The sequence below is a fragment of the Acinetobacter psychrotolerans genome, assembly GCF_048552595.1.
Taxonomy (GTDB): Bacteria; Pseudomonadota; Gammaproteobacteria; order Pseudomonadales; family Moraxellaceae; genus Acinetobacter.
In genome coordinates this window covers 80,830-95,350 of the sequence record NZ_JBIMDK010000011.1, presented here as the reverse complement: position 1 = coordinate 95,350, position 14,521 = coordinate 80,830, and the positions used below count along the sequence as shown (strand labels likewise).

Genomic DNA, 14,521 nt, shown 5'->3' with positions numbered 1-14,521 from the left:
AATTAAAAGCTTCCTGTTAATGTGTGAATACCATCCATATTGATACCATCACCCACTATTTCGATTTCGACATCATCTGACTGTTTTAGTTGTTTCGCTTTTGGAGCAACATGAAGTGCCCGTTGATACTGATCATTAAATAGATTTTGCCCAAGCGGTCTTTCTGGTAGCGTTGGTTTTTCAGGAATTGGCGGGAGTACTGGGACTGTTAATGATTCTTGGATTTTCAACATGCCTGCCGTGAACAATAATTCATAGTTTTGGTCACTACCACTCACATTGTTATAATACGTCCCTTCCAAAGTACCACTCGCTCCACTTGCTGTAACATCTGTCAAGACGGATGCCGTTTCTCCACCGACCAAACCTTGTACTGTAAAACCAGCAACATTATGTTGTTGTCCACTGTAAGTTGCCGTCAAACTATTACCGATCACTTGTGCTTTCGCTTTTGCGATATTGGCTTGGGTTGTATTATTTACTTGTAACTCATAGTTGCCTGCATCTGTACCGTTCAAACTACCTGATACATTTACATCTTTACCCAAGCCTGCATTTTTATCGCTAAATTGACCTTGTGCATTGAGATTCACCACATCGTCTTGTATCACACCATTTAAACTACCGCTCACATTTGCATGGGTTGTGCCATCGTAGACTTTGTCTTGAGCTGTAATCGTTCCTGTAATTTGCTTTTTACTGATATTAGCTTGTGTCACATGATTGGTTGCTGATAATTCATAGTTACTTGAATCACCACCACTCAAACTTCCAGATACATTTACATCCTTACCAAAGCCTGCATTTTTATCGTCAAATTGACCTTGTGCATTCAGATTTACTACATCGTCTTGGATCACGCCATTTAAACTACCACTGACATTTGCATGGGTTGTGCCATCGTAGACTTTGTCTTGAGCTGTAATCGTTCCTGTAATTTGCTTTTTGCTGATATTGGCTTGTGTCACATGATTCGTTTGTAACTCATAGTTGCCTGCATCTGTACCGTTCAAACTACCCAAGACATTCACATCTTTACCCAAGCCTGCATTTTTATCGGTAAATTGACCTTGTGCATTCAGATTCACAACATCGTCTTGGATTACACCATTTAAACTACCGCTGACATTTGCATGGGTTGTGCCGTCATAGACTTTGTCTTGAGCTGTGATCGTTCCTGTAATTTGCTTTTTGCTGATATTGGCTGTGACTTGACCATTCGTTGTCAACTCATAGTTCATTGCATCGTCACCAATCAAACTGCTTGATGCATTTACGACTTTATTTTCACCTGCATTTTTATCAATAAAATGCCCACTACCACCTACGGCAACCTGATCACCTGCAATCACTTCTTCTCGATTCAAACTACCATTTACGATCGCATGAGTTGTGCCATCGTAAATTTTATCTTGAGCCGTCAGTGTGCCTGAAATTTGCTTTTTACTGATATTAGCTTGAGTCACATGATTGGTTTGTAACTCATAGTTGCCTGCATCTGTACCGTTCAAACTACCTGATATATTTACATCCTTACCCAAGCCTGCATTTTTATCGACAAATTGACCTTGTGCATTCAGATTCACAAAATCATCTTGGATTACACCATTTAAACTACCGCTGACATTTGCATGGGTTGTGCCATCGTAGACTTTGTCTTGAGCTGTAATCGTTCCTGTAATTTGCTTTTTACTAATATTAGCTTGTGTCACATGATTCATTTCTAACTCATAATTGCCCGCATCTGTACCGTTCAAACTTCCAGATACATTTACACCTTTACCTGAACCTGCATTTTTATCGGTAAATTGACCATTGGCATTTAGATTTACTACATCGTCTTGGATTACACCATTTAAACTACCATTAACAATCGCATTGGTTGTGCCATCATAGACTTTGTCTTGAGCTGTGATCGTTCCAGTAATGTACTTTTTGCTGATATTGGCAGTGACTTGACCATTCGTTGTCAACTCATAGTTCATTGCATCGTCACCAATCAAACTGCTTGATGCATTTACGACTTTATTTTCACCTGCATTTTTATCAATAAAATGCCCATTACCACCTACGGCAACCTGATCACCTGCAATCACTTCTTCTCGATTCAAACTACCATTAACAATTGCATGAGTTGTGCCATCGTAAATTTTATCTTGAGCCGTCAGTGTGCCTGAAATTTGCTTTTTACTGATATTGGCTTGTGTCACATGATTGGTTTGTAACTCATAGTTGCCTGCATCTGTACCGTTCAAACTACCTGATACATTTACATCCTTACCCAAGCCTGCATTTTTATCGGCAAATTGACCTTGTGCATTCAGATTCACAACATCGTCTTGGATTACACCATTCAAACTACCATTAACAATCGCATTGGCTGTGCCGTCGTAGACTTTGTCTTGAGCTGTAATCGTTCCTGTAATTTGCTTTTTACTAATATTGGCTTGTGTTACATGATTGGTTGCTGATAATTCATAGTTACTTGAATCACCACCACTCAAACTTCCAGACACATTTACACTTTTACCCGAACCTGCATTTTTATCGGTAAATTGACCATTGGCATTTAGATTTACGACATCGTCTTGGATCACGCCATTTAAACTACCATTAACAATCGCATTGGTTGTGCCATCATAGACTTTGTCTTGAGCTGTAATCGTTCCAGTAATTTGCTTCTTGGCAATGTTTAATGAACCATTTTCATACACGATATTATAATTTGAACTCGATGTTTCACCAGTCACGACATTTTCATATTGACCTGCATTTTTGCCACTTGCTGCAGTATTAGCAATATTCCCCAATACTGCATTTTTATCATTACCTTTTAAGCCACTAACGGTAAATCCACCAATATTTTGCACATTACCATTGTAAATCGTATTGTGGTTTTCGCCTTTAACCGTTGCTGTTGCTTTGGTAATGGTATAAGTACCATTTACAAAAGTAATATCGTAGTTTGTATCACCTAACCCATTGTTTTTATATGCAACAGCATGAGTATAAGTTCCTGCATCTTTACGAGTCGCTAATGCATTCACAGACCCTAATAAAACACTTTCATCTTCACCATTCACTAAACCATCTGCTTTAAATCCATTCACTTGCTGATTAAAACCATTGTATTCACGAGTTTCATCTTGTGCCGTTACCGTGATTTGTTTCTTATTAATGGTAAATTTGCCATCTACATAGCTAATTTCATAATTTTGATTCTCGCTAGAATCACCTGTAATTTTATTGACATAATGACCTGCATTTTTACCATTAGCACCTGAAGCAGTGATATTTCCCAGTAACGATTCATTTTCATTATTCACCATGCCACTAACTGTGTAGCCTGGGCGATTCATAGCTTGATTTTGACCATTATAGATTTTGTCATTTTCACTCGAGCCTGTTACAGTTACTTGAGCTTTATTAATCGTTAATGTGCCTTCATTACCAATAAAGTCATAACCTTGCTGATCATTGGAATAATATGTCGCTTGATAATTTCCAGCATTGGTACCACTGGTATTCCCTTCAGCAATATACTTTTGACTATCCAAGCCCCAGACATCTGCAAAATGCTGTTCTTTGCCATTATAAATCGTAGCTTTATCTTGCAGTGATAGATCAACAGTGGTTAAAAAATCACGTAATAGTGGCCCCGTATGCCCATCGTAAATCCGCCATGCAGTATTCTTTCCACCAAGCTTGCTATTTTCATCAAGGAAAGCAAAATACTCTGCGTGCTTCATTTGCTCACTGGTCAAACCCACTGAATTTTCAGTACTTAGCAAACCCTCATTCTTATCTTTATTCCAATAGGTACTGCTTAATTGACCATCATTTTGACCAACAACACCACCAACAAATGCTACACCTTGAACTGAACCTGTCGTATACGCATTGATAATTTTGCCACTGTGACTATTATGACCGACCAAGCCACCAATTTGAGTATCACCAGTCACATTACCAGTGGTGTAAATATCTGTTAACTGCCCAGTATTTTGACCCACTAAACCACCGACTTGCTCTTGACCATTCACATTAGCAAAACTATATAAGCTATTGAGTGATTGGTTGTTACTACCTAGTAATCCTCCGACGTGTTTACGCCCAGTCACTGAGCCTGTACTATAGGAACGGATGATTTGCCCTTCATTTTTACCCACTAGTGCACCAACAAAATCTTGCCCAGTAATTTCACTGTGGGTTAGCCCTAAATTTTTGATCGTGCCTTGGTTATAACCAATTAATCCAATGTGGTTACTATTTTCACGTTTAATATAAAGACCTGAAACTTGATGACCTAAACCATCAATGACCCCAGTAAATTTAGCGTCTGCATCACCTATTGATTTAAAACCGTCACCATCGATATCGCTCCACGTCTTTGTTATTTGAGCATCGATATCATTACCAATGAGATAACGACCATCGAGTTGATTATTGACGGCTTGTAATTGTTGAATCGTTTGAATAACACCATAAAAAGCACCTGTCGCATCATTTTTATTAATGACGTGATTATTGCCTTTATGATTCTGTAAATATGGTGTGGTTTGATTATTGGCATTTCCCCAAATATTTTTAAAATCAAAACCAACAAACTTATCCGCTTTAAACATGTCATTGCTGTTTAAACCACTGCTGTTTTGGCTGCCTGCACTACTCTGTTGTGTTGTTAAATCTTTATCCCAAAAACTATTCTGTACCGTACCTTGAATATTCTGGCCTTGTAATCCACCAACCAATCCACCAGTCGCTGTGGCAATCACTTTACCGATTGCATAACTAGTATCCACAGAAGCCGCTAAGTTTTCTCCGACCAGACCACCAACAATAGTCTGACCTGTCACTTGACCTGTTGCATAACTGTCTTTAATTGCTGAACCATAATATAAATTACCTGCCAAACCGCCGACATTATTCAGCCCAGTTACATTGCCAGTGGCATAACTACGGTCAATCGCTGCATTATTGTTATTTTCACCAACCAAACCACCGACAATTTCATCACCTTTGACTTGACCTGTTGCATAAGAATTTTCTATATGGGCACTATCATTAGCACCAGCCAACCCTCCCACATACATCGAAAATTCTTGACCTGTCACATTCCCTGTCGCATAGGAATCTTTAATAATACTGCCATCATAGTTGCCACCAACTAAACCGCCGACTGTGCCGTAACCTTCTATGTTGGCACGGCTGAAGCTATTTTCAATTAAACTACTCGTGCTTTGCCCAACCAAGCCACCGACAAAACTATCACCACGAATAGAACCACTTTGTATGCCAACATTGCGTACCACAGCATCTTGGATATAACCAAATAAACCAACACCGTAACTATTTTTTCGATCAATGGTTAAGTTTGATACGTTATGCCCTAAACCATCAAAACGACCTGTAAATTCACCATCAAATTCATTGCCAAGTGGATTAAAACCATTTTCAGCATAAGCACCCCAATTTGCGGTATCACTGGCATCAATGTCTGCACCTAAAACATAATTACCTGACAAATCTCCATTAATTCCTTGTAGATCTTTCGTCGTAATTGAACCCTCTTCGCCCAACTGGGTAATGACGGTGTAATCGATACGCTGTGCTGCATCTGTGCCTTTTTGCGTACTAAAATTCTGTCCTGCTTGTAAATTAATTTTTGCATTATTATTTAAATGATAATTGGCATCTGCTTGACCATTTTGCCCATAAATTAACTCAACCTTACCGTCTTGGTGTTGTGCGGTAATATTGGCATTGATATTAATATCGTTATGCGCTTCTAAAGTCAGTATCGTGTCTTTATTCCAAGTCACGGCGGCATTGACATGAATATCGCCCTTTTCACCACCTGAATCCTGCGTCTGTAATTTAACCGATGTCGTGTTTAAATTATTTTGTAAAGTCGTAGCGCCAATCCCACTGCTCGTAGCTGATGCATTACCTGCACTAATGGTAAAGTCTGTTGGATCAATCAACCATGTCCCTGTTTTACCACCATCGGATAATGTTGAAACTTGAGTCGCTTGACCGACATGAACCGTTGCTGCAGAGGTTTCAATAAAACCGCCATCTAGTCCATTTTTCCCTTCAGCTTTGAGTATGCCGTTAATATTAGCTGTGCCTTGCTCCATATCTGCAAGAAGAACAATTTCACCTTTGGCATTCTGGCTTAAGCGATTAGCCTCAATAATGCCGCTATGATTCACCACAGCTTTACTTAAACTGTCTTTGGCTTTTGCAGTTAAATATACTGCGCCATTATTGGCAAGAATTGCACCGCTATTATCAATAAGACCTTGTAGCGTACCAATATCAACTTGATATTCAGTCAATTGACCATCTTGTAATCTTAAAGTGACTTGATCTGCGGCAGTAAAATGAACTACACCATTCTTCGATTGAACATCACCTGTATTGATGACTGTTGGTGCAATAAAAGCAACCACACCACCTTGCGCGATAATCGAACCATGATTTTCAACTTTACCCTTACCCCCATGATTTTTTAGGGTAAAGTTACCACTCATAATGTCACCATCAGTCACATTTAAAGTAGATGCAACAATTCCACCGACATTCACTTGCGCTGTTTTTGAAAAAATGACGCCATTGGGGTTGAGTAAAAAAACCTGCCCATTGGCATTCAATTTACCCATAATTTGGCTAGCATTGCTGTCTAATACACGATTGACCGCAATTGAAGATGAATTAGGTTGATGAAAATTAACCGTTCCATTCTGCCCAATATTAAAGCTATCCCATTGAATACCCACATTTTGACTATTTTGATGAATATTTAAATTATTATTATTCTGGCTAATCTCTGCCGAACCTACAGTAACATTCCCACCTGTTGGGAGCTGTACATCATAAATTCCCGCCCAAACTGAAATTGGCAATAAGGCTAAACTCAATAAAGACAAACGTGCAAAATCAAACCAACTTTTCCCTTTTGCCATATCTTCGGCAAGTGTTGTATTTTTACTTCCTCGTGAATAGCCCTTTTTTAGCTCAGAAGTGACTTGCCAGCAACAAAGGCTCTTATTCCATACCGTTTTATAGACCTTATTCATCCCTATGCGCCCCTAAATAAAATATTAAAATTAAATTTCCTATTTCCACTTTATTTTTTAATCGGAAATAGATGCATATAATAAATATGTGCCATTAATATCCGCTGACAATAAATGAAAGACCATTATCAAAGCAATATCACTGCACATAAAATTCGAATAAAGATACCGTATTTATATTCAATTTAAAATAAAATATAATTCAATAAAAAATGTAAGGTTTATTTATAATCAATATTTATAAAAAAACGTCATAAAAGGACAATTAATATCTAAACAATTAAAAATTTGACTATTAAATAATATGATAAATAAACAAACCATCCTATTTAATAATTTAATTAATTAAAATTCAGTCGTTTAAATAATAAATTACTTTATTTAATACACACTTATATTTTTATTAAAATACATCCAGTATAAATACATATAGAATCAATATTTACAAAGCAAACAACAACAGCATCACACAATGCCAAATAATCACACATATACGAAACAAGCGCATTTAATATATATTATTTAAATAGCTCAAAATAATATGGTTAATATATTATTTTATTTTAAATTTTATTAATTTGGTCAATTTTAATATGGAAATTGTGACAAAAACCTCAATAAGCACTTTATGTTTATGCATCTCTGCTGCATTATTATCTGCTTGCGGAGAAAGCTCTCGAGAAGCAAGCAATAATAATGCCGAATTAACAAGCACGGCTCAACCTCCTCAAGCAAACATGTTAAATGCAGGGTATCCAGAACCCACTAAAGATATTTTCAATGACAATACCTTAGGGTTTTATGATGAAGACTTACAAGGTAATACGCGTGCTATTCGTAATGATTTAACAGGTAACTTTGCTGCAATGATTCAATTTGCACAAAGTCATACTGTCGATCCAAATGGGAATGAGGCAAAAATGATGCCTCGTTTAACAAGTGAAAAAGATGCCTTACTTTTGGTTACGCCTACAGAGGCAATGGGCAATCTCGAACAACTCAATGCAGAAATTTATTTAAACAGTCGCCTCATCCGTCGTGTTGCATTGCAAGAACCGACAAAAATTCCACTATCTGATCAAAGTAATAGTGATAACCGTCCTCGTGTTCAATACTCTAAGCAAGCGTGGACAGCAGCTTTAAATTGGGATGAAGTTAAACCAGGTTTAAATATTCGTATTGTCGATCCTACTTCTCGACTCAATGGTCGCCTCGCAGCTGCAACAATCGATTTTGCTCCACCGGGAGAATTACTGGTTCAATCCATTCGCCTTGGCCTACTGACTACCCCACCAACAGGTCAATACTACTTTCTCAATGAACCAGAAAAAGCTGGTACAGACTACTTACAAACAATTCCAGCAGCACGAATTATGGTTAGTAAATATGACGATATGGTGCTGAATAAAGTCATGGTTGCGAGTGGTGTCATTTACGATACAGCAAGTAGCACAGATGGTGATGTTTACAGTGGAGATATGCGAGAAAATACAGCTAAATCTACCTTTAGCACAGGTATTAATCTTGCAAACTGGGGTGTCACTAGTGCAGGTATGGCAAGTCAACAACAGCCACAATTAACTCAAAGTGTTGTCATCCACCATGCACGTGGTAAATACCAAAATGGTGATGCAGATCATGGACTCAGTGGTGGTAATGGTATTTTGACCCTGATTGATTCAGTCGGTAATGAATTTAGTCATGAGATCGGTCACCATTACGGTCTAGGACATTATCCAGGGCAAAATGGCGAGAATTATTTCTTAGCTGCACATCATAATGACAGTGGTTGGGGTTATATTGCTTACCGGAATCGTATGCGTGGTAATTTAAACTGGAATGTAACTGATACAAATAATCGCTTAAATGGCACACCAATTTTCAAAAATAACTATATTTATTCCACTGATGCAATGTCTGGAGGAAATTACTCAAGCTCATTATCACATTATACGCATTACACGGGATACAGCACTCAGCAGAAAATTCAACCTGCCTTTAACCGCCCAGTATGGGATGCAAATTCACCTACTGGCTACAAACAATGGAATACCGAGACTCGCCAAATGGAAGTGGTGCAACCTAAAGTTCCATCGTCATCACAAGTTTGGTACAACAGTGCCAATGGTAACTATTTAAAACCTGTCCAATCTGGTGTTCCTGTATTTACAATTCTTGGCGGTTATGACCCAGTTGCCAATGTCGGCTTGCTTTATCCTGCTGCGCGAGGAAATTGGGGGAACGTATTTAACTTAGCTCAAGCAGATTTAGCAACCAATAATGCAAGCTGTTGGGCGCAAGTCACATTTGCAAATAAAGCGATGCAAAATATTGCTTTAGCCCCTACTCGCATGGGAAGTAATACAAATAAATTGCACATCAATATTGCTCAAAGCGATAATCCCAAACATGTCGATTTATACTGTAAACAAGCAGGTGCTCAAGCCGTTAAGTTGTCTGAAATTGATATTCCTATTTATTCAACACCTTTACCTGCGGCCGTTATCATCGGAAAAGAACAAGGTTTTTCTGCATTACGTAAAGTAGAATTACCACAATTAGAACAAGCTTTACTCAATAATCAAGGCAAGTTTATCGCAAGTTTATCTCCAGAAAATAAAGTTCTTTATGAAGCTTATCGTGGCTTTAAAAATGAATTTTCTGCACCTGCACGGGTAGAACTTGAGCGCTTGAATACACAAGAAGAACAACTTTATCGTATAAATCGTTGGGTAAATGTTTATCGCACAGATTTAACAAAAAATGGTTCTGCCGTAAATGCAGCATTAAAAAGCTTTGTGAACAATCTTGGTTTTGCAAATACCAATCCAATGGCAGATGCAAGTATGTTTGTTATGCCAAATATGAATTCAGCTTGTCTTAAAACTGAACTTTCAAGTAGTACAGGTAAGCCTAGTGTATTTATCAGCGGTAAAAATGGTTGTACGAATAATCCTTCTACGCTATGGGTATATGATGCGGTTGGTAAAATCCATAGTGTTCAATACCCTGAATTATGTTTATCAGGTTCTACATTGGCACAGTGTAATAACAGTATAAATAATCAAATTTGGGCAGCGCCTATTACGGGTACTACTCAGCAATTCCGTCAAAATAATAGTTGTTTAGACCTAAGCGGTGGTTGGGCACCAAGTCCTGATGGACGTGGTACATTAACCACGTACAGCTGTGGCTCAGGCAATAACCAAAAATGGACGGTCACGAAACCAAGTCAAAACTTTATTCTTGCAGCAGCAACTGGACAAAATTTACCAATTTTAGTTCAAGCGCTAAGTTCACCATAATTCTTAACAACCGTATCAGAATGAAAATTTAATATATTCATTCTGATACAAAGATTTGGTTGTTCAATAATCTGATTTTTTACTGCTATTAATTTCTTAACTCAGTCTTATTTTCCACCAAATACATAGGAAATACCTACACGTCCACCAAGTTCACCACCACCTGCAACACCAAATGCGCCACTGAATGATGTACGCCCATCCTCAAGCACACTTGTGACCCCCAATGCACCGGCCGACTGACCTTCATAATGCCCCATTCCACCGAATACAGCGACCTGACCTGGACGCATATTTGGCACTGGTTGCTGTGCTGCTAGTGAAATGGCTATACCGCGATAAGCCACCGCTTCAAAATCATCGAACCGACGGTTTAAATCTGCGCTATACGATTTCATCTGTCCCATATTCACAGCATCAGAATCAGCAACTCCATTTGCAACATTTGAAATAACCTTCCCACCCGCATTTACACCGTTTTCGGTCAGTTTCACATTCCCAGTGGCAATTTCTCCAGCTTTAATCGTCGTTGAAGTGCTGAATTTAGTTTCCTGCCCAGATAATGTTTTTCCACTATTCTCTTGCGTCAGTGTTAACCCTGTAATGTTATCCACGCGTGTATTTGCAATCGTACTGGCGCTCCCATCTTTAGACATCTCTGTTTTACTTTGCGAGGCACTTGTAGACTCATTTAAGCCAAATTTATCCTGTACACCTATTACAGTTTTTGAAAATGAAACACTGCTTCCATCACTATTTAAACCAAGTTCCGAACCATAGCGTTTGAACTCCTGACTGTGATCAGTCCGATTGACTGTTTCAGCACCACGGATAATCGTGGAATCAATAGCTTTTCCATTCGCCGTTGATTTTAAACTTTCAGTATTTTCACTTTTATTCACAGAATATATATCCTGTGAAGCCAGTAATCCCATTTTCGTATTATTAACTGTATCTTTGGAATAGCCTGATGTTGCATAGGTATAACCCGTCTGATCAGTATGACTCACTTTTTCTTCTGTACGACTCAAAGTAGTATTTTCATTGGCAATTTTTTGATCTGCCTGATAAATAAGTTGATCATTCGCCAGACTTACCTTCCTTTCTTCTACACTATCCAGAGTCACCTGTTTTGATGAGCCTTCAGAAATAGAATTTTTTGAACTCAATAATAAATTTTTGCCCTGTTGATAATCAATGGCTGTCGTTTTATCAGACAATGACGTCTCCAAAGTCCCTGTAATTAACTGTTCACCCGCTTCATTGAAATCTGTAACCTGACCATTAGCTGTCTTTATATAATAAGACGCTGCATCTCTATATTTATCGCTCATGTCATGATTATAAAGCTTCACCTCTTGAGATGATTGAACATCTGTCTTTTCTACATAGCCATCGGCATACTGATATTGCTGACTCATATTCAATTGTTCAGATTTTTGATACGCCATTGCACCAGACTGATAAACTTTTTCATCGACCTTATGATCTGAAGCAGACTGACTAACAACATCACTGACTGTTGATTTTACATTTTGAGTACTTTTAACTTGCTGTCCTGTCTCATCAATCGCCAGAACTCCACCTGTGGTGGACAATGCAATTCCTTGCTCATCCACCCCATAATTTGGCGTTTTTACGGTCACTGTCTGTTTGTTTTGCTCCATATGACTTGAGTTACCGCTATAAGTACGATCTAGCTCATTTTTGCCTAATGTATATTGTGTGATGTTTTTTTTGTCATTGCTATTCTCGTAGCGCTGAATCTGTCCATTCGCATCAAGCGATTTAAGTGTGGAAGACGTCTCATTCGATGAGCTCCACACCTTTTCTTGATTTTGCTGGTATTGTAGTAATGAAGATTGACCTGCGGAATCTGAAAAATGTGTCGCTTTAACAGCAACATGTCCCTGATCATTTAAAATAAGTTCTGTACCCATACCTGTATTTTTATAAGACTGCTGTACTTCACGATCCAATGCATTCATACCAGCAGAATATAATTTTACTGACCGATCCTTTTCTGTACTATTGCTTTGATAAAGCGCACCGTTATCTTTGGAAGTTTCTGAGCTTTGAGTTTTTTCACTCTCTAAAAAATTATAAGCAACCTCCTGACCAAAGTTCACATTTTCCTGTGCATTTTCACTGCGTTTATTGGTGCTGATCGTGTCTAGCTCAATATTCTTATTCTGCCCTGCTGGCTTTTGTAAGCTGACTTCGCTACGAATTTCCTTACCATTCATATCGGTACCTAGCACGGCATAATATCTTTGAATCCCTTTCTCATCGACCCACGAACGAACTAGACTTTGTTCAATATTCTGTCCAGCATTTACATTAAAACCTGACCATGAGTTAGGATCATTACTGATTGTAGTATGGACACTTCCCGCTTTATAAACTGGAGCTGTATCAGAATTTTCTGTAGATACAGTACGAGTAGTCAACTGAAGCGAGTCCAAATTTAACTTACGGTCAAGTTGTCGATTCACTTCTATATTTTCCTGCAAACTGCGCTGATATGTTGTATTCATTTGCACATCGCTATTTGCTGTAGCAATAAACCCATCCGCATATTTTTTGGTTTCAGAAGATGTCGCTTTAGCCTGAATTTTTTGAGTAGAGGCATTTACACTACGGCTATTTTGCCCATTATCGAGTATAGTGAAATCCTGCCCTTGTTTACTTCCAGATGTGTAATGTGAGGGCTGATAATCTGATATATAGGTTTCATCTGATGATTTTTTAATGGTTGTATATGCTACCTGAGGCTGATTATTACCGTCCAAGATCAGTGCATTTTGCTGATCCTTTTTGAATACCCGATCTGTACTGGACTCGATATTTTTCTGTAATTTTTCAGTACCCTGTGTAGAAGCACCATCTTGATATTTGGTATAAGAATTCTCATTAGATGACTGATTTTTGTAAGAAAATCCATCCCATACCGACACCTTTTCAGAATTATTCATATTTTGGCTGTTTCGAAACTCCTTAACTGCAGCCAAATCATCATTGATCATTTGTTGACTGGATGATGTCACTTTCTCAGTACCGACTGTCGATTCTTTAGCCAAATATTTTTTATCGGCAGATAACAGTATTCCTATAACTTTACCCTGTTCATCTCTCGCATAATCCACATTTGTGCTATTCCGCTCTGATGACTCATCCAATCTATTGACGATATGCCCTATATCCCGACTCACCGTTTTTCCATCGGCATTCAGTGCAGTTTTATACACACTACTTTTAGACTGGTTTTGATAGTCCTGACCATTGGCAATATAAACAGGTTGACCATTCTCTAAAACTACCTGCCCAGATGCATCCAGTTTCTGAACACTAGAATAATTACTATTCTGGTTTTTAGAGATATTTACTGTATCCAATGCCTGATCAGCAGCATAACGAATATTAGATTGATAACTACTGTTAGACGATGAATTTGCACCTTTCACTTTGGTAAGGTCATCTGCACTGAAATTAAATAACGTATCAGTTGTACGTTGTTCGGAATTAGCGATTTCCTTCCCTGTTGAATCCAGTCGAACAGTCATATTTGCCTGACGAGTCACATTGCCTGTACTGTATTCTGCGCTATACAAACTTTCACGATGCGTCAACTCATCCGCAGCAGCTTTGTCAGATGAATAATTATAGCTTTCATTCACAGCAGCACGTCTTGTTTCATCATAAGCATATTGCTGATAGCTCTGCCCCTGACTCGTAATCTGACCAACTTTAGCCTTTGCAGTACTCGTAACAATGTCATTTGAATATAACGAATCGTTAATACTGTGACTTTCCCTGACCAGGCCGTCTGGGCTAACCTGATAACTGCTCTCTCCATTGGTCTGTTGATAATAACTTCCCAATACTGGATCTGATGTCCAACGATAGTTAATATCTGCATATGTCGAGCCAGCCGCTGCTATTAATGCGATAATAAGTACTTTTTGTTTAAACTGCATTTTTATTACCCTACTTTATTTTATATGTGTTTTTAAGCTACTAATTCATTGAATTTACTAAATATTAGAAAGATTTCAACCAGTTCCTATCTAATTATTATTAATTCACCTTATTTATTATTTAACACAAATTAACAATAAATCTATCATAATTCTA

General features: G+C 38.1%; 3 protein-coding genes. 1 reads left to right on the top strand and 2 read right to left on the bottom strand.

Annotated elements, in window-relative coordinates; genetic code table 11:
- Positions 1 to 2: 2 nt before the first annotated feature.
- The gene (locus ACG94X_RS11130; RefSeq protein ID WP_419383789.1) at positions 3 to 7,082 is read right to left on the bottom strand and encodes a YDG domain-containing protein; all 7,080 of its coding nucleotides are present in this window, start codon (positions 7,080 to 7,082) and stop codon (positions 3 to 5) included.
- A gap of 593 nt (positions 7,083 to 7,675) precedes the next feature.
- Here ACG94X_RS11130 and ACG94X_RS11125 point away from each other — a divergent pair.
- Positions 7,676 to 10,387, top strand: a complete 2,712-nt coding sequence (locus ACG94X_RS11125; RefSeq protein ID WP_419383788.1) for a M66 family metalloprotease — start codon at positions 7,676 to 7,678, stop codon at positions 10,385 to 10,387.
- A 107-nt stretch (positions 10,388 to 10,494) separates the two neighbouring features.
- Here ACG94X_RS11125 and ACG94X_RS11120 read toward each other — a convergent pair whose 3' ends face one another.
- Positions 10,495 to 14,364: a YadA-like family protein gene (locus ACG94X_RS11120; protein ID WP_419383787.1), complete on the bottom strand. Its 3,870-nt coding sequence runs from the start codon at positions 14,362 to 14,364 to the stop codon at positions 10,495 to 10,497.
- Positions 14,365 to 14,521: the final 157 nt, after the last annotated feature.